Genomic DNA, 18,209 nt, shown 5'->3' with positions numbered 1-18,209 from the left:
AATGAAGTAGAGTTATATCTTCTCCATTATCATGAATTTTTGTTCACATATTCTATTGATCATAGATTTAAACGAATTACAGGAGGAAATAAAACATGAAAAAAGTAATCACATATGGAACTTTTGATTTACTTCATTGGGGACATATTAATTTATTAAAGCGTGCTAGAGAATTAGGCGATTATTTAATCGTTGCTATTTCAACAGATGAATTCAATGCATTAAAAGATAAAAAAGCGTACCATAGCTTCGAAAACCGAAAAATGATTTTAGAATCCATTCGTTACGTCGATAAAGTCATTCCAGAAAACAATTGGGAACAAAAGAAAGAAGATATTATTCGCGAAGGCGTTGATATCTTTGTTATGGGAGACGATTGGAAAGGCAAGTTCGATGAGTTATCAGAGGTATGTGAAGTCGTATACTTGCCAAGAACAATCGGCATCTCTACTTCCAAAATCAAAGATGACCTTTTGCAAGTTAAATAATGGCTAGGGAACTTTTCATAGAGGGGTACTTACTTTTTATTAAAGTAGTATTCTCTATCTGTAAACTCTTCCCTTTACGAAATAAGATTGCCTTTGTCTCTTCGTTCGGTGATAATTGTCAATTTCTTTTAGATGAAATGAATCAACAAAACATTCCCATTCAAAAAGTATTGTTAACAAAATCAGGCAGCAATCTTGATGCAAAGGGCGATGGACATACCATCGTCCTTCCGTTTGAGACGAAGAATATCTTTCATATGTTACGGGCTTTTTATCATCTTGCTACGTCGAAATGGGTTGTCATCGATAATTACTTTGGCTTTCTTGCTGCCGTTACCTTTAAACAAGAAGTAACCTGTGTACAAGTATGGCACGCAGCAGGAGCGGTTAAACAGTTTGGTTTGCGCGATCCATCTGTTCAATATCGTTCAGCACGAGCTAAAAAACGATTTCTAGAAGTATACCGCCGCTTTCATTATGTGACAACCGGCTCAGAGATTATGGCTGACATCTATAAAGAAAGCTTCCAAGTAGAAGATCGCCAAATTTTACGGACAGGTGTACCAAGAACGGATTTCTTTTTTGATGAACAGGCAAAAGAGCGCGCGCATCATGCTTTTTATCAAGCGTTCCCAGAGCTGAAACAGAAAAAAATTATTCTCTATGCGCCAACCTTTCGCGATGAAGAATTACATGCCGACACCATCGCATTAGATTTAGATTTGATGTATAAGGCGCTACATGAGAAGGATTATGTTGTTTTATTAAAGCTTCATCCTGCTGTGACAATGGAACAAAATATCGAGCAGCAATTTCCCAGCTTTGTCTATCAAGTAAACCGTGGATTTCATATCAACGAACTATTAGTCGTAACTGATTTATTAATTACAGACTACTCGTCGATTCCTTTTGAATTTTCTTTCCTTCAAAAGCCCATGCTCTTTTTTGCTTATGATTTAGAACAATATGCTGAGCGTCGCGGTTTTTGGGAAGATTATACAGAAAGTATGCCCGGTCCGATTGTATATAATACCGAAGAAATTCTCAAGAAAATCCACTCACATGATTTCACGCTTGAAAAAGTGGCACCATTTAACGAGAAATGGAACAGTTACTCCAATGGACAATCGAGTAAACAGCTTATAGACCTTTTACTTTCATCAGAAATGAAAAAAAATGCCCGTGCATAATGCATGGGCATTTTTCGTATGCTAGTTATAACGTGGTACATCATATTCCGCTGTATAGCTATCAAGCAATGAATATAGCTGCTCAAAAGAGCGTGTTTGTTTAACGGCCCAGCCGATATCTGTTGCATATTGATTATTTGGAACTCCCTTTGTCACAAGAGCTTCTGGATTCCATCTCATTTCATAGAGCGTATCTTGTCCGGCATAAATATAATTTTTAGCAGCAAATTTTGCTCCTTCAATAATTGCTTTATCTGCCGTTGTCCAACCTGCGTTAAACGCACGTCTTGCTCCACATTCACGTGCACAGTCATCATAAGCACCAATTCCGTACATATTATATACTTTTGCGTCATATGACTTGGCATCATTATCTAACATAACAATTTCTTTTTCACCATTTTTGTTATACACAATATTACCTTTACTATCTCTTTTTACCTTCACTTTCACCCCTGTTGCTAATGGAGACGTACCGTTCCCCGTTTCAAGAGAGGAATGAGAGATTAAGTAAATTTCATTCACATCGTACTTAAACGCAGCTTTTAAATAAGCATCGGCTCGATTTTTTAAAACCCCTTTATTGTAAAGAATTTTTTGATTCAACTCATCTTCATTTAAAGCAGAGAATGCAGAAAGCTTCACATATTGATAATATTCCTTCTCATTTTTATTCGTAAAGCTGTCTGGATTCAAGTAATACTTCGTATCGGTTTTTGAAGCATTCACCCAGCCCGTTAAAATTTTATAGTAGTCCGTATCATTAAATGACTTTTTACCTTGAATCGTCACGTTCGTATTCGCTTTTAGATTTCCTAATAAGCGGGATGAAGTCGTAATAATCTCAACTTTATCGACCGTTTTTCCGCTCGTTCCTGTAGAAGCTAGTTTCACACTGCTCTTTGGAATATAAGCCCCATACTTTTTATCTGTCTGTGGTGAAACAGCCATTTGCTTCGTTAAAGCTGTATCCAGTGTAATGTTATGGCTACTGTAGGCAACGGACTTCTTTTTTGATTTCTTCGTTACATTCACTTGAATACGTGCATCGCCTGTATGGTCATAGTAGCGTACTTCAATAATCGCAATACCAGGGTCTAGCTTGATTTCTTGGTTAAACGTATACGTTCCGTTTTTCCAATAATCAATCTGTTTTTTGCCGTTTACATACACGCGGATACCGTCATTCGCTCCACCAGAGATAATATAGGTACCGCCGCTTAAATTAGTTCGCTTCACAAACTTCGCTGAAAACCCATTGCTTGGAATGCCCGAAGCAGGAGATGTTGTGCCCCACTTATAATTCAACTTACTAGCTGTTTGCTTCACTCGACTTCCTTTTAATTCTTTTTGAGCATAAAACGTAACATCCCATTTTCCTAGAGGTGTCACAGTGGAGGCCTCTTTTAAATCAACCTGTAATCTTGCACTGCCACCTTCATTGTAGTACTCCACTTTGATTGTATGTGTCCCTTTCTTCAAGGTAATGTTTTTCTCAAAGTTTCTCGTACCAGGCTTCCAATCATCCACTTGTTTCTTGCCGTCTACATAAATTCTAATTCCATCATTGGCTTTTCCCATCAATATGTACTTCGTGTCTTTTTCCACAACTACTTTCTTTTGATACACGGCAGAATACGTTCCTGCTGGAATCTTTGTATGTGGCGCTTTAGACCCCCATGAAGCATTCAACGAATTGACGGACGTACTAACTGGTGTTCCAGTAAAGTTTTTACTTGGGAAAAATAATCCTGCCCACTGCTCTGTTGAAAGTTTGGCAGCCACTTGATTCACATCTACTGTAATATAGGCCGTTCCTGTTTGATCATAATAGTGGACTTCAATCTTATGCTCGCCTTTTGAAAGCATAACATCTTTACTAAATGTGTGTGAGCCAGACTTCCAATCATCCACCTGTTTCTTCCCATCCACATATACTCTCACGCCATCATTTGCTTTACCGGAAATTCGGTAAGCTCCTCCGCTTGAAACGGAAATCGTTTTCGTCATTCTTGCAGAAAAACGATTTTGCGGAATTCCTTTAACAGGATTCGAAGTTCCCCATGAGTAGTTTATACGGTCTGCTTTTTTCTGTACCGTTGAACCTGTAAAATTCAGCTTTGAATAATATGTCACCGTCCACTTACTCTCGCTTGCCTCTGCTTTTGAAATCGTATATTCACTGCTAGTAAATAGACACATAAATAAAGCAAGCACACTAACGACTAACCATTTTGCCCTAATCACACTTTCACCTCTAATTCTTTTCATTTTACCCTTTCTATAATATCGGAGAATAAGAGGAATTTGTGAACAAGTTTTGTAGATTTTTGGATAATTTGTATTAATCATAGGATTCCACTATACATCATGCTAAAATTAACTATTATCAAACTAGTTATTATACAAATATATGTAAATGACTAGTACGAGGAGATTTATCATGAGAACTTTTCTTTCCTTTTTACTTATTTTCACTCTTTATTTAATCAATGGATCATTAGCAGAAGCGACCGATCCTTCAGCTAATCAATTAATTATTAAATTTAAAGATTCAACAAGTTCCACTCAAAAGCAAACGATTTTTCAAACCGTTCATGCCGATGAGCTTTCAACGATTGAAAATGGGAACTTTTCACTTATATCACTCCCGGAAGGAAGCGATATAAATACGGCCGCTGCTACGCTGTCAACATTCCAACAAGTAGAATTAGTCGACCGGAACTATGAAGTAACGCCGAATCATACGCCATCCGATCCTTACTATTCAAAGCAATGGCATCTAAAAAAAATCAATATGCCAAAAGCGTGGAATGTCACATTTGGAAGTCCCGATATTAAAGTAGCTGTTATTGATGCCGGGGTTCAAACGAGCCATCCTGACTTAAAAGCACATATCCTTGCACCTTACAATGCGCTTACCGGCGGAAAGTCGATACCAGCTAGCACTCATGGAACCCATGTTGCTGGCATTATCGCTGCCTCAATGAATAAAACAGGTATTACGGGCATTGCACCGAAAGTAAAGATTATTCCTATTAATGTATTCGAAGGGGAAGAAGCCGATATTTATACAGTCGTTGATGGCATCGATTATGCGGTTCAAGCAGGCGCTGATATTATCAATTTAAGCTTAACAACAGAAGATTACACCGATGTACTGGACTATGCTGTTCAAGAAGCCTATAAAAAAGGCGTAATCGTTGTCGCTGCTGCCGGAAATGATAACACAAGTCGCCTTCAATATCCTGCATCGCATAAGCACGTCATTGCAGTGAGTGCGACGACACAAAAGGATACGCGAGCTGCATTTTCTAATTTTGGTTCCTATATTGACCTAGCCGCTCCTGGTGTCGACATCTACTCGACGGTTCCAAAGGGCCGCTACGCGAAAGACAGCGGAACATCCATGGCTGCACCGACCGTTAGCGGAGCTTGTGCTTTAATCTTATCGAAGAATCCATTCCTTACCCCAACAGAAGTCGAGAATATTTTGAAAAAATCAAGCGTTGATTTAGGAGCTAAAGGACGGGACAAATATTATGGTTACGGAAGAATCGATGCCTATGCAGCCTTAAAACAAACACCTGCACTACCGATGTCAAAGCTAAAACTATCTAGTCGTACGATTGCTTTCAATGGAAAAAATAATCTATCACTATCCTTTAGCGCTAAAAAAGGAACAAAGATCTCTTTATATATAAAAAATGCAAAGGGACAGGTCATTCGAAGACTAGTTACAAATAAAGCATGGACAGGCGGCACGTACACAAGAAAATGGGATGGAAAGACAGATAGCGGCTCCTTTGCACCATCTGGTCAAGTAAGAATCTCAGCTAAAATGAGCAACGGAAAACATTCCGTTTACAGAGTCGCTTATGTTACAGTTCGAAATACGGTAAACAAGTAGTCACAAATTCATCTAAATTGATACAAACCCAAACAATATACAAGTGTAAAATGGCATATATACCGTAAAAACGCCAGCAGTCGACTCAAATAAACAAAAAAGTAATCATGACTATAAAACTAAAAACCAACTAAAAAAATACTTTACTTTAAAAACTTTCCATATTCATGGGGAGTTTTTTTTAGAAATTTGTAATATTTTCTTCAATAAAATCAGTTATATATACCTATTAAACCACTTTGTAATATAACTGTAATGTAATTCCCACTCTTTTGTTTGATAGAATAGGAACAAAGATATATGAGAGATTTATGGGAGGTAAACGTTCGTGAAAAAAAGTATTGTCGCTTTTTCAGCAGCAGCTCTTCTATCTGGTCTATTTGTTTCATCTGCTTCAGCCAGTACTTATACTGTCAAAAAAGGCGACACACTTACAAAAATCGCCAAAAAGTATGATCTGACTGTTAACAAGTTAAAAGAACTGAATAACTTAAAGTCTAATACCATCTATGTGAACCAAAAATTAGTTACATCTACTTCTAAAGCAAAAAAAGAAACGACAGCAGCAAAAGCAACTGTTTCTATCAAAAATGAAAAAAAGACTACTTACAAAGTAGTAGCCGGCGATACATTAACAAAGATTGCAAACAAACATAATTTAACATTGGGTGAGTTGAAGCAACTAAATCAATTATCTTCTACTGTCATTAAAGTTGGGGACACATTAATTGTATCCAACTCATCAACGGAAACCATTATTAACTTACCAGAAGAAACAAAGTCATCAGCTAATACATATGAGACAGAAAATGGTCCAAGCATCGACAAGGTCATTGCAGAAGCCAAAAAGGTAATTGGTACACCTTATTCATGGGCTGGTTCAACTCCTGCAGGCTTTGATTGCAGCGGTTTTGTTTATTATGCGTTTAAACAAGCCGGATATAGCATTTCCAGACATTCTTCTTCTACTTATTACGCTCTTGGCAAAAAAGTATCCTCACCACAGCGTGGCGACTTAGTCTTTTTCGCTACAGGCTCAAATAGATCAGTTGTTAACCACCTTGGTATTTATTTAGGCGACAACCAATTTATTCATGCAAGCTCAAGCAAAGGTGTCATGATTAGCTCTGTCAACAGCTCTTACTATAAAAGTAGATTAATAGGCTATAAAAAATTAGACTTTTAAACCACCGAGCTTATTACCAAGCTCGTTTTTTTATGAAATAACTCAATATTCTACCAAAAAGGTGACTCGTATGAACAAATTAAAACTACTCCTATCCGTATTGATTTGTTTCGGAATTTCTTTTCTGTTCTCAGAAATTGCTTCCGCACAATCGTACATTGTCAATCCAAATCAAACGTATACGTATTCCAAAATGGTCAAAGATATTAAAAAATTAGAACAAGCCTATCCCGATTTAGTAGATGCCAAAGTGATTGGGACCTCTGAATATGGACGGAATATTTATGCTGTCGCTCTTGGAAAAGGAGATGCGACTGTCTTCATCAACGGCTCTCATCACGCTCGCGAGTGGATTACAACAACTGTTAATATGAACATGATTGATAAATATGCCTATGCTTATGAAAAAGGAAGCAAACTAAATGGGTATGATGCTAAGAAGATTCTAAACAATACAACGATCTGGTTTATCCCAATGGTTAATCCGGATGGTGTAACGTTGCAACAAACAGGGCTTACATCCTTCCCTAAACAAGATCATGCTAAGTTGATTAAAATGAATGACGGAAGCAAAAACTTTAAGCATTGGAAAGCAAACGGAAAAGGCATTGACTTAAACCGACAATATGATGCTCGCTGGAACTATCTCGGCGGCGGCTCTGTACCAAAATTCAAAAATTATAAAGGCAAAAGCCCCGAATCAGCAAAAGAAACACAGATTGTCCTCGATTTCGTCAAAGATACGGACCCGGAGATGGCCATTTCCTATCATTCAAGCGGGCAAATCATTTTCTGGAAATACGGTCAATCAGGCAGCCGTTATACAAGAGATCGTACACATGCTCGAAAAATCAGCAGTATGACAGGCTATCGTTTAATCTCCCCTTCTGGCTATACAGGCGGCGGCGGGTTTAGTGACTGGTTCTCCACTGTAGAAAAGAAGCCTGCTTACACAATTGAAGTAGCACCATACGCTGGAGAAACACATGTACCAATTAAGTACTTTAAAAAGATTTGGCAAGAAAACGCAGCCATTGGTTTATATACTGCCCAAGAAGGAGCCAAACTATATAACACAGAACAGCTTGCCAAAAGCAAAGCTCTAACAACAGATATTCAAACCTTTAACAAGACAGCGAAGAAACTTTCAGCGTATTATTTCACTTCTGTAAACAAAATAAGTGATTTACGCATTACAAATGTACAAACAACCCTTTATAATAAAACAAAGCAAGAAATTACGAAGCAAGAAAAAGCCATTGCCAAGCTGCCTAAAGCTTATCAAACATCAGCGAATAGCGCTTTACGAACAACCAAACTATATCGCGACCGCTACCTGACTTATCAAACAGCAGTGAAGGCTGGTGAAAACTTAGCAGATACCCACGAAGAGCTAATCCGCGCTCTTACAAAAGGAACTCTTAATCCAAAGACAAACAGTTTGTTTACAACATGGAAAAAATCAGCGAATACGACAGAAACAAAGATTTCGAACATGTATAGTAAAAAAGTGCGTACACTCGCTCAAAAGAAATATATCGCACCTGTAGAAAAAGACTTACCAGCTGTTACAAACTTAATGGCCCGCTATACTTTATTGACTACAATTGATAAACAAGCAGATAATAAAGAATATGAAGCCGTCAAGGAACAGTTAGTGAAGCTTGAACAGCTGAATCAACAAGCTGCAGCAAAAGAAAAGTTTAAACAAGCAGAATCCTTCTTAGAGCAGTGGCAATCCGAGATTGAACAAGCTCTCCCAGTTGAAGAGCCGCCTGCAGAATCGACTGAACCGCAAGAAACGAATGAAAATGAAATAGCTGCTTAACAAAGCTAATAATAGAGAAAAAAGCGAAGGTAGAACCCCCCTTCGCTTTTTCCTTAAATCATCCCTTTTTATAGTAATAAACTAGGAGGTGTTGCAATGAGACAAGAACGTAAAAAGAAGAAGAGAAAAAATAAATGGGTGAAATTTTTCGGCATTCTATTACTTCTGTTCCTAATTGGCGGCGCTGTATATGGTGCGATGGTTTACCAATCACTAAAAGGCGCCGTCAACAGTATGCAAGGAACCGAACATAAAAGTGAAAAACGACTAGAAGATATTAAATTCAAAAATAAAGACCCTTTTTCTGTGCTCATATTAGGTGTGGATGAACGGACAAATGATGTTGGACGTTCGGATACAATGATTGTTGTTACAGTCAATCCAAAAAAGCAATCAATGGAAATGCTTAGCCTTCCCCGTGATATACGGACAGAGATTGTAGGACATGGGACAACCGATAAAATGAATCATGCTTATGCATATGGTGGCATTCCAATGGCCATTAAGACGGTTGAAGCTTTTCTAGATATCCCGATTGATTATTATATCAAGATGAATATGGAAGGCTTTCAGGATATTGTCGAAGCAGTCGGCGGAATTACGGTTAAAAATGATATGAACCTTTCTCATGGCGGCTACAGTTTTCCAAAAGGTACGATTACGTTAAATGGAAAAGAAGCACTCGTTTATTCAAGAATTCGTAAAGAAGACCCACGAGGTGACTTTGGCCGCCAAATGCGCCAACGCCAAGTGATTGAAGCGATTGTTGAAAAAGGGGCCAGCTTATCATCATTAACAAACTATCGCGGCATTTTCAAAGCTCTCGGTAAAAATGTAGAAACGAATTTAACCTTCGATGAAATGATGAGCATCCAAACTCATTACAAAAAGGCTCTAGGGTCCATTAACCAGTCGACTATTGAAGGAAATGGACAACGAATCAATGGAATCTGGTACTTAATTGTTCCAGAAGAAGAACGATTAAGGGTACAAAATCAATTAAAAGCGCATCTTGATATTTGATCTGACCCCTGTCAAGTAGACATAAAAAATAAGCGCAGTTAAGAAGCCTGACTTCTATATTCGATAGGAGTCAGGTTGTTTAGCTTGGTTTGAAACCTTTCGTGGTTATAAAAGTGAATGTAGTCTTTAATAGCCCTTCTAACCTCTTGTGAAGTTTTAAAAGTATGCAGGTTAAAACATTCTGTTTTTAAATGACTAAAGAAATTTTCAATACTAGCGTTATCCCAACGGTTGCCCTTTCTAGGCATACTAGCTTTCATTTTATTTCTTGTGAGTAGCTGATTATAGTTATGGGAAGTGTATTGGTATCCTTGATCACTATGGAGAAGGATTCCCTTTACATTCCTTCCTTTTATGGCTTTTTTAAGAGTATCCAAGACTAGTTTATAATCATTACGTCTACTAATTTGGTACGCAACAACTTCGTTATTATATAGGTCTTTGATGGCAGACAAGTATAGTTTCTGTCCATTGGAAATGAGGTACGTACTATCAGTTACCCACTTTTTCTGCCACATTTTTCTCTAAGACCAACCATCCCATCTTCACTAAACTGTTTAACCCATCGTTGTATGTTTTTTCGATGAGTGTTTAATTCTCTGGAAACAGCTGCATAATTCTTATTTTGATGAAATAAATCCACTGCTTTTTTCTTCATAAAAAAATACCCCCTTATAATAGACAGATTAATGCGCTTTTTTCTCTTAATCAATCGTTTGATTAATAACAACTATGTTACAATTATTAAGTTCCGGCAAAAATTCATGTGCTGTTTTACCTATGAATGAAAGAAAGTGTATTATATAAATAGAGCAAAAGAAATAGAGCCAAAGAAAGTGTATTATATAAAATAGAGCGTGTATAATTAAGTAATGATTTAATCCGTTCACGTCGTTCTAACACTTAATTTTATTGGAGGGAATACGGAATACATGAATACTCAGGAACAAATAAATGACCTTTTAGAGAAATTAAAGGAGAACCCTCCTAAAATTATCGGGGATTATAAAAAGCAAGGATGGGCTGTAAAGGCACTAGAGAAAATCAGCAATCCTGCTGTTGAAGAAGAAGAAAACAATCTTATTACAGCAAAGGCTGTTCTTAAAGCTAAGGACGAAACGTATTATCCAGCCTTTGTAACTTTAGATATGACAAATAACGGCCAAGTTGTTGGTGTTTATCTTATCTCTGAAGAAGAGGAACAGTTTGAGTTAATTCCTTATGAGCTAGCTCAATCATTTACAAATAAATCAGAAACTGAACTTATTCCCTTTACATATCGTACGCTCGAAAAGATTACTGGAGATCAAGTTCAAACAAATTGGCCAGAATTTTCTTAATTCCTCCATTTAAAATTAATGATAAAAAGACTCCTCATCAATCGATGAGGAGTCTTTAGATTCGAGCTTATCAAGCATTTGGCACGTAGACTTTCCAGCTTGATAAATTCGGATTTTTCTTTTGAACCAGCGGCTCAGGGAAAATAAACGTCCATGGCTTTGTCGTATTCGGCTGTACTTCAAAATCACGAAGCGCAAAGCCACCTTGACAAACTTGATCGCCATCTGCGTCTTCCACAATTAATGGCAGCTGTTCAATGCTAATAGCCTTCGAACTTCCATTACGAATGAACACAGTGACAGCGAAGCTAGCATCTTCCTTCAACACAGCTTCTAATCCCATAAAATTAACCTCGTCTTCCTTCAACTCCGGAAGATCTGCGACAATCTGCTGCAAATGTTCAATTTGCGCTTGAGATAATTGCTCTTTCCAGTTAGGTGCTAAATCCAGCTGATGTTCTGTTGCTTGAGATTTTAATTCAAACGCAATTGTCCAGCCTTCTTCTGGAATCGTATCGGTTAACAGCGATTCTTCCTCAAAGAAAAATTTCCAAGGCACACATGATAATGCTGGAAGTTCTCCCATCTCTGATAAATCAAACGAACCTTTTACAATCGGTTGACCGGCTTCATCTAATAAAACTAAATCAACCATGTCAAATTGTACAGCTCGAGATAGCGTATTACGAATAAATGCTTCTACAAGAATATCTTCCTCAAAGCGTGTCAAACGAATTCCTGAAATGGAAAGTTGATTCGGTTTTAGAGTTGGCAACTGTTGATGCCGGAACATTAACACATATTTTTCTTGTGTAGAAGGCTGCCACTCTTCATGAAACACAAGCTTTGTTTGAACCGCATCTGTATCTGTTGAAACGGCTTCTTCCGCTGTAGCTGTTTCAATCTTTTCTTCAACAGCTACGTTTTCTGCTTTTTTCTGTTTCTTTCCGAATAAACCCATTACTCTTCGTCCTCCATCTGTTCTTCCAGCTCTTCTTTCACATGGTCCATAAAATGAATGCTAATGCCAGATTCAATTTCATTCATTAACATGTTAAATTCATTTAGTGCTTCTTTATCGAATATTTGATACGGATCTTGCTGCCCATATCCGCTCAAGCTAATCCCTTCTTTAATGTTGCTCAAGCGATCTAAATGGCTCATCCAGTGCGTATCAATTTGCTCAAGCATGAAGCTTCTCAGCTGTTGACCAAGCTCCTCATTTTCTTGAAGCGTTAAAATAAAGGATTTCAACTCTTCAAACGCTGCCATTGCTCGTTCTTCCACTTGCGCCCGCTCCACATCAATTAACTCATCTTCCTGCCAATCTAATGATAGAAATACTAAAGAAAGTTCTCTAATAAACGCTTCTGAGCTGCGTTCTACACCATCCTCAAGCACTTCTTCTTCAGGATAATAAACCGCAACAAGTCGGCGAATATATTTTTCCATATATTCTAGTAAAATAGAAAACATTTCTTCTGTCTCAAGATCTAAGATGCGATCGCGCATAGAATAGATAATTTTACTTTGTTCATTTAACGGGTTTTCTAGCTTTAATAAGTGGTTACGAGCAGACTGATGCATGTATTCAATCGTTTCTTGCACTTTCTTCATATACTTATCAGGTGCTGGTGATAATACAAGCCCTTCTGCGTCTGTTTTTACTTTACTTACATAACGTTCATGTTGTTCTTCATCATAATACGTAAACAAATCATCTTCTAATGAAATAATAAATTGTGAATTCCCCGGATCTCCTTGACGTCCAGCTCGACCGCGAAGCTGCATGTCAATTCGTTCACTTTCATGACGCTCTGTCCCTAGAATATATAAACCGCCTAATTCTTTTACTTCATCATCTAGTAAAATATCTGTACCACGACCTGCCATATTAGTCGCAATCATCACTTGGCCTTTTTGCCCTGCCTTCACGATAATTTCCGCTTCATCTGCTTCTGTTTTAGCATTCAAGACAAGATGTTTAATGTTTTCTTTCTTCAAGTGAATGGACAGCTCTTCCGATTGTTCAATAGACGTTGTTCCAATTAAAACCGGGCGCCCTATACTGTTCACTCGCTTTACTTCAGAGACAATTTTCTTCATTTTACTTGCTTGATCTTTATAAATTAAATCAGGTGCATCGATTCGTAAAATTGGTTTATTCGTCGGAATGGTAACGACTGGAAGCTGATATGTTTCCCAAAATTCCTTTTTCGATGGCGTTGCACTTCCTGTCATTCCTGACAACGTGCTGTATAAACGGAAATAGTTTTGCACGGTAATCGTCGCTTGCGTTTCATTTTCTTCGGTAATTTCTACGCCTTCCTTCGCCTCAATCGCTTGATGTAAGCCCTCACTAAATGAGCGGCCTTCCATCACTCGGCCTGTGAATTTATCGATTAATTCGATTTTCCCATCCTTGATAATATAATCAACATCACGCTTCATAATCACGTATGCTTTCAATGATTGCAGCACATTATGAAGTAGCTCTTGATGTTCTGGATCGTATAAATTATCAATCCCAAACGCTTTTTCAATCTTATTTGCACCTTCGTCTGTTAAAAACGTATGCTTCGTTTCTAGAAACACTTCATAGTCTACGTCTTTCTGGAACGTTTTCATAATTTGTGCCGTAATCGCAAACAATTCTTGCCCTTCACTTGATTTGCCGGCAATAATTAACGGTGTTCTCGCTTCATCAATTAAAATACTATCAATTTCATCGACAATCGCGAAGTTATGACCACGCTGCACCTTAGCTTCTTTATAAAACACCATATTATCACGCAAATAGTCGAAACCAAATTCCGTTCCGGTACCGTATGTAATATCCGCTGCATAGGCTTCTCTTTTGGAAGACGGGTCCATTTGAGACACATTTAACCCAACGGTCATTCCAAGCATTTCATGAACTTGCCCCACAATCTCTTTATCACGACTTGCTAAATATTCATTAGCGGTAATAATATGAACGCCTTTTCCCTCTAAAGCATGCAAATAACTAGGTAAAGTAGAAACGAGCGTTTTCCCTTCCCCTGTATTCATTTGGGCAATCGAGCCTTCATTTAATACAAACCCACCAATTAATTGCACATCATAATGACGTAAGCCTAATACACGTTTCGCTGCTTCACGAACGACAGCAAACGCATCACATTGAATATCTTTTAACGTCTTGCCTTCAGCTAACATCGCTTTAAACTGATCTTTCATACCGCGCAACTCTTCGTTAGAGTATGCTTCATATTTACTTTCTAAACTATTAACTGTATCGACAAGCTTATAAATGCGTTTTAAATCTTTTGAACTATCATTAAATAGTTTTTTCACACTAGATAACATAGAGTTTTCTCTCCTAATTACTTCTATTAGTTGACACTAGTCAAATTATATCATAATTAGCTATATCCTGGTCAGATGTAAAAAATAACTAATTGTTACCTATAGGGCGAGATACCCAGCCTTAGGTACAAAAGAGTGGGATGTGGGTTATCAACAGAGTTGTACACATTTTATCCACAGCTTGAAAAGTCGCTGTGACATGACTCCGATGATGGACATTTTCCCGGATGGTTTTCTCGGTTTTGTCCTTCAACACACCTTGAGAACGACAAAAAGGAAGTATCTGAGGAGAATAATCGTTCAACTAAATAGGGAGGCTGCCCCGGAAGCCATTTTTCATGACTTTTAGGACAGCCTCCCATTATACGGTAATAACCTTCCGAAAAATTACAGAGTGAAATGCAACAATTCCTTTACATTAAGCCACTTCTATGACTCTCTACTCCCAATTCTGCACATACTACAACCAACACCCTAAGATAAAGGAGCGGAACAAATTGAATAGAAGTTATACACAGATTTATACACATATTATCCACAACTTGAAAAGTCGCTGTGACATTTTGCTGGTTGCACTCCTCCTCCTAGCTGCTCCGATGCAGGTTCATGGTGAGGCGCAGCTACATACTCCTGCGAAGAATGTGATTTTGCTGATTGGAGACGGGATGGGGCTTGGTCAACTGGAAGTTGCCCGTCAGCTGGAATATGGCAAGACAGGCGTTTTACATATGGAGACACTCGATCATGTCGGTCTGATGCGCACGTACTCAGCCAATAACTTTGTCACCGATTCAGCTGCCGGTGGTTCAGCAATTGCAACAGGCATCAAGACGAATAATGAATCGATTGCCATTGATGAGAAAGGACAAGAAGTAGATAGTATACTCGATGCCTTTCAAACACATGGCAAAAAAGTAGGCATCATTTCTACAAACACCGTTGTAGATGCGACACCTGCCGCTTTTGGAGCGAGCGTTCCCAACCGCTGGACAGATGCAGCTGATATTGCGCGGCAACTGTTTAACCATAAAATTGATGTCATCCTTGGAGGTGGGGCTAGTTATTTTACGCCCAAGAAGCAAAATGGCGTCGATTTAATAGAAAAATTCCGTAAAGCCGGTTATACGATTGCGACAAATCGCCATGAATTGGCCGCTACGTCACCGAGGAGCAATAAACTAGTAGGTCTATTCCACCCTGCCTATATGAATTTTCAGATTGATAAAGAGGAATATAAATCTGAAGAGCCTGCCTTACAAGAGATGACAATGAAGGCAATTGACGTTTTGTCCCGGGGAGAAGAAGGATTTTTTCTAATGGCTGAAGGAGCGAGAATCGATCATATGGCTCATGCTGCTGATGTCACTGGTATTTGGAAGGAAACCATTGCGTTTGATCAAACGGTGAAAGCAGTTGTGGATTGGGCAAAGAAACGAAATGACACACTCGTCGTTGTCTTAGCCGATCACGAAACGATGGGGATCTCGGCAACAGAAAAGATGGACATCGAGGGCTTGAAAAAAGTAAACGTGAGCGCTGAATATATGGGGAAACAGCTCCAGGCAGCTAAAGGTGCTCGACTTGCACCTGAACGTGTGATGGAGGTGTTTAGTCAACATGCCAATATCCAGCTTACACTAAAAGAAGCACAGCAATTCATTAAGAATATAGAAAGCAATCGGACGATGGTCTATCCACAAAATCGCGTAAATTGGGAAGTCGGCAGCACCATCGCTAAACATTACAACGTAGGCGTCGTCGATTCCAGCATTCGTGCCGCCAGCTCCACCGGCGGACATACAGCCAACATGATCCCGATATTCGCAACCGGACCTGGCAGCTCAGCCTTTAACCGAGTCATCGACAATACCGATGTTTCAACTATCATTACAAACGCTGCTGATATTCCGTTTACGCCAGGACAACATAACAAAGCAGGAGAGAATTAATTCTCTCCTGCTCCACTTAGACATAGAGTTTCCACAGAATCATTCTGCTCTGTAACTCTTTTTTTGTTTATAACTCTCAAGGGATGAACTACTTATTTTCGTTACATATACCGTGCCTTTAGATTTACCTAATTGTTTAATGCTTACAGAAACAGATGTTTTTGTTGCCTTTTTTGATGTAGCAAGTAATGTTCCTTTTGAATTATAAACCTTGATATAGTCTCCCGCTTTCAGAGATGAAACCGTAACGACATCACTTTTCTTCTTATTATTCACAACTTTAATTTGACTTGTCTTTAATGTTGACGAAACTTTCATTTTTGTAAGAACAGCATTGTTTAATATGACTTTATGCGTTCCTTTAGCCCCGCCTACTTGTTTTACAACTACTTTAAAAGTTTTTGCATTGCTCGGAATTCGTAATTTCAAATTGGACACAGCACTATTTTTTGTTAGTTTCTTAGAATAAAGAATCTTGTTATCGGCATAAATATAAATAGTAGATTTTCCATAGTCACCGGTTACCCATTTGGAATCAAGCGAAAGTTTTGCTAGAAACCCGTTGAAATCCATATTTTGAATATCGTATTCTGCATAAGCGTCACCACCATTATAGGTAGATAGACTAATGCCAGACGTTAAAAGGTTTCCTTTAATATCTTGAAATGAACTATCACTATAGGAATTTTTAGAGAAATAATAAGAATTGTTGGTAGCACCAACCGTATTGAGTGAAACGGTCTTATTAACAGTTTTCACTTTGTCTTTCGTTTTTTTCACGACAGGATCAATGAAAACCACTTTTTGTGTTCCTCTTGCGCCTGCATTCTGCTGAGTAACCAGTATAATATTCTTTGTTCCTTTAGGAATGTGTAGTTTGACTTTCTGAACAGCCGTTTTAGCCGTGAGTTGTTTTTCATATAACAGCACATCATCGGCATATATTCCAACAGCTGTTTTTCCATAGTCACCTGTTATCCACTTCGAATCTAATGTGATTTTTGTTTCAAACACGTTATAGCCCATCTGATCAATATTAAAAGTCGCGTAAGCTCTTCCACCATTATAGGTATATAAACCTAAATCACTGATAGTAATATTGCCTTTTACATCTTGAAAAACCGAGTTACTATCCCACTGTCCATAGTTATAGTAATAACTATGGTCTTGCGCTCCAATTGTAGCTAAAGAAGTTGTTGTATCCGAAACATTCAAATAACTACCTGATGAAGTAAATTTTCCATCTGTGATTACAACCCTTTGTTCACCTTTTGCTCCTTGAAGCTGTTTCACTACAATATGTAGATTCTTTGTCGTCTTTGGTAACTTTAAATTAACCTCTAATACTTTATCCTTCGGTATCTGTTTTGTATACAATAATAAATCATCCGCATAAATACCAATAGCTGATTTCCCATAATCACCCACAAGCCATTGAGAATCAAGAGTTATACGTCCTTGGAAGTTTCTATAGCCCATATTATCAATATTGTAGGTAGCGTGTGAACCACCACCATCATAGTCATATAACCCAATTCCATTCGCTAATAGATTCCCATGAACATCTGTAAAATTAGAATTACTAGACCAGCGATTTTCATGAAAATAGTAAGTCGTATCCGATGGTTCTAAATCATTTAGCGATATTTCTGAACTTGCAAATGCTGTGCTTGGAAAGACATATAACCCTAGCACACTCAAAAAAGCGACTAAACCTAGTAAAATCTGTTTAATTTGATTCCCCATATTTTCCTCTCCTTTTTAAAATATCCATTTAAATAATAGCATATTAGTCCCGAATTAGAGTCTATTTTGCTTACTCCTCAGGTCCTATAAACGAATTTAAACAAAAAAAACCAACAAAGGACGGAAAGAAAAGCAACACGCCTTTCCTCCCGTCCTTTATTTTAGAACAACCTCTTCACTTACCAACAGAGTTATCCACAT

Annotated in this window: 14 protein-coding genes; 8 read left to right on the top strand and 6 right to left on the bottom strand. The window is 38.1% G+C overall.

The window, feature by feature from the left end; all coding sequences use genetic code 11:
* The first annotated feature begins 95 nt into the window (after positions 1-95).
* Both tagD and ACE199_RS09210 read left to right on the top strand, forming a co-directional pair.
* Positions 96-488, top strand: a complete 393-nt coding sequence (tagD, locus tag ACE199_RS09215) for a glycerol-3-phosphate cytidylyltransferase (RefSeq protein ID WP_375349494.1) — start codon at positions 96-98, stop codon at positions 486-488.
* Complete coding sequence (locus ACE199_RS09210; protein ID WP_375349493.1) at positions 488-1,678, top strand: CDP-glycerol glycerophosphotransferase family protein; 1,191 nt, start codon at positions 488-490, stop codon at positions 1,676-1,678. Before tagD ends, ACE199_RS09210 begins: the two co-directional genes overlap by 1 nt.
* A 21-nt stretch (positions 1,679-1,699) precedes the next feature.
* Here the strand turns inward: ACE199_RS09210 and ACE199_RS09205 are convergent, their stop codons facing one another.
* Positions 1,700-3,949 (bottom strand): PA14 domain-containing protein, encoded by a 2,250-nt coding sequence (locus ACE199_RS09205; RefSeq protein ID WP_375349492.1) that lies wholly within the window; start codon positions 3,947-3,949, stop codon positions 1,700-1,702.
* 172 nt (positions 3,950-4,121) lie between these two features.
* Between ACE199_RS09205 and ACE199_RS09200 the strand changes: the two genes are divergently transcribed.
* From ACE199_RS09200 to ACE199_RS09185, 4 genes are all read left to right on the top strand, one after another.
* The gene (locus ACE199_RS09200; RefSeq protein WP_375349491.1) at positions 4,122-5,588 is read left to right on the top strand and encodes a S8 family serine peptidase; all 1,467 of its coding nucleotides are present in this window, start codon (positions 4,122-4,124) and stop codon (positions 5,586-5,588) included.
* A gap of 328 nt (positions 5,589-5,916) precedes the next feature.
* Entirely contained in the window at positions 5,917-6,774 is an 858-nt protein-coding gene (locus ACE199_RS09195) for a LysM peptidoglycan-binding domain-containing protein (protein WP_375349490.1), read from the top strand.
* Between the two features lie 70 nt (positions 6,775-6,844).
* Positions 6,845-8,602 (top strand): M14 family zinc carboxypeptidase, encoded by a 1,758-nt coding sequence (locus ACE199_RS09190; RefSeq protein ID WP_375349489.1) that lies wholly within the window; start codon positions 6,845-6,847, stop codon positions 8,600-8,602.
* Positions 8,603-8,698: 96 nt separating this feature from the next.
* A complete protein-coding gene (locus ACE199_RS09185; RefSeq protein ID WP_375349488.1) occupies positions 8,699-9,625 on the top strand; it encodes an LCP family glycopolymer transferase in 927 nt (308 codons plus the stop codon).
* A 38-nt stretch (positions 9,626-9,663) separates the two neighbouring features.
* On the opposite strand, the gene ACE199_RS09180 is transcribed toward ACE199_RS09185, so the two are convergent.
* Entirely contained in the window at positions 9,664-10,143 is a 480-nt protein-coding gene (locus ACE199_RS09180) for an IS3 family transposase (protein ID WP_375349487.1), read from the bottom strand.
* Entirely contained in the window at positions 10,122-10,283 is a 162-nt protein-coding gene (locus ACE199_RS09175) for a helix-turn-helix domain-containing protein (RefSeq protein WP_375349486.1), read from the bottom strand. The genes ACE199_RS09180 and ACE199_RS09175 overlap by 22 nt, the downstream gene beginning before the upstream one ends.
* Positions 10,284-10,557: 274 nt before the next feature.
* Between ACE199_RS09175 and ACE199_RS09170 the strand changes: the two genes are divergently transcribed.
* Positions 10,558-10,965 carry a hypothetical protein gene (locus tag ACE199_RS09170; protein WP_375349485.1) on the top strand — a complete coding sequence of 136 codons (408 nt, stop codon included), beginning with the start codon at positions 10,558-10,560 and terminating at the stop codon, positions 10,963-10,965.
* A 70-nt stretch (positions 10,966-11,035) separates the two neighbouring features.
* On the opposite strand, the gene ACE199_RS09165 is transcribed toward ACE199_RS09170, so the two are convergent.
* Both ACE199_RS09165 and secA2 read right to left on the bottom strand, forming a co-directional pair.
* A complete protein-coding gene (locus ACE199_RS09165; protein ID WP_375349484.1) occupies positions 11,036-11,926 on the bottom strand; it encodes an accessory Sec system S-layer assembly protein in 891 nt (296 codons plus the stop codon).
* Entirely contained in the window at positions 11,926-14,313 is a 2,388-nt protein-coding gene (gene secA2 / locus ACE199_RS09160; protein WP_375349483.1) for an accessory Sec system translocase SecA2, read from the bottom strand. Before secA2 ends, ACE199_RS09165 begins: the two co-directional genes overlap by 1 nt.
* A 497-nt stretch (positions 14,314-14,810) precedes the next feature.
* Here secA2 and ACE199_RS09155 point away from each other — a divergent pair, with 497 nt between their 5' ends.
* Positions 14,811-16,262 (top strand): alkaline phosphatase, encoded by a 1,452-nt coding sequence (locus ACE199_RS09155; protein WP_375349482.1) that lies wholly within the window; start codon positions 14,811-14,813, stop codon positions 16,260-16,262.
* A 39-nt stretch (positions 16,263-16,301) separates the two neighbouring features.
* Here ACE199_RS09155 and ACE199_RS09150 read toward each other — a convergent pair whose 3' ends face one another.
* Positions 16,302-18,008, bottom strand: a complete 1,707-nt coding sequence (locus tag ACE199_RS09150) for an NPCBM/NEW2 domain-containing protein (protein ID WP_375349481.1) — start codon at positions 18,006-18,008, stop codon at positions 16,302-16,304.
* Positions 18,009-18,209 lie beyond the last annotated feature (201 nt).

Origin of the sequence: Peribacillus sp. Hz7 (genome assembly GCF_042136355.1) — a bacterium.
In the GTDB taxonomy this organism is placed as follows: Bacteria; Bacillota; Bacilli; order Bacillales; family DSM-1321; genus Peribacillus; species Peribacillus asahii_A.
Note: the sequence above shows the minus strand (reverse complement) of the source record. Positions and strands in the feature narration are given on the sequence as shown.

What these genes read in the sequence shown, in the direction of transcription:
- ACE199_RS09180 (WP_375349487.1), bottom strand. Translation starts at nt 10,143, where the DNA reads ATGTGGCAGAAAAAGTGGGTAACTGATAGTACGTACCTCATTTCCAAT.
- tagD (WP_375349494.1), top strand. Translation starts at nt 96, where the DNA reads ATGAAAAAAGTAATCACATATGGAACTTTTGATTTACTTCATTGGGGA.
- secA2 (WP_375349483.1), bottom strand. Translation starts at nt 14,313, where the DNA reads ATGTTATCTAGTGTGAAAAAACTATTTAATGATAGTTCAAAAGATTTA.
- ACE199_RS09175 (WP_375349486.1), bottom strand. Translation starts at nt 10,283, where the DNA reads ATGAAGAAAAAAGCAGTGGATTTATTTCATCAAAATAAGAATTATGCA.
- ACE199_RS09210 (WP_375349493.1), top strand. Translation starts at nt 488, where the DNA reads ATGGCTAGGGAACTTTTCATAGAGGGGTACTTACTTTTTATTAAAGTA.
- ACE199_RS09150 (WP_375349481.1), bottom strand. Translation starts at nt 18,008, where the DNA reads ATGGGGAATCAAATTAAACAGATTTTACTAGGTTTAGTCGCTTTTTTG.
- ACE199_RS09185 (WP_375349488.1), top strand. Translation starts at nt 8,699, where the DNA reads ATGAGACAAGAACGTAAAAAGAAGAAGAGAAAAAATAAATGGGTGAAA.
- ACE199_RS09190 (WP_375349489.1), top strand. Translation starts at nt 6,845, where the DNA reads ATGAACAAATTAAAACTACTCCTATCCGTATTGATTTGTTTCGGAATT.
- ACE199_RS09205 (WP_375349492.1), bottom strand. Translation starts at nt 3,949, where the DNA reads ATGAAAAGAATTAGAGGTGAAAGTGTGATTAGGGCAAAATGGTTAGTC.
- ACE199_RS09170 (WP_375349485.1), top strand. Translation starts at nt 10,558, where the DNA reads ATGAATACTCAGGAACAAATAAATGACCTTTTAGAGAAATTAAAGGAG.
- ACE199_RS09165 (WP_375349484.1), bottom strand. Translation starts at nt 11,926, where the DNA reads ATGGGTTTATTCGGAAAGAAACAGAAAAAAGCAGAAAACGTAGCTGTT.
- ACE199_RS09200 (WP_375349491.1), top strand. Translation starts at nt 4,122, where the DNA reads ATGAGAACTTTTCTTTCCTTTTTACTTATTTTCACTCTTTATTTAATC.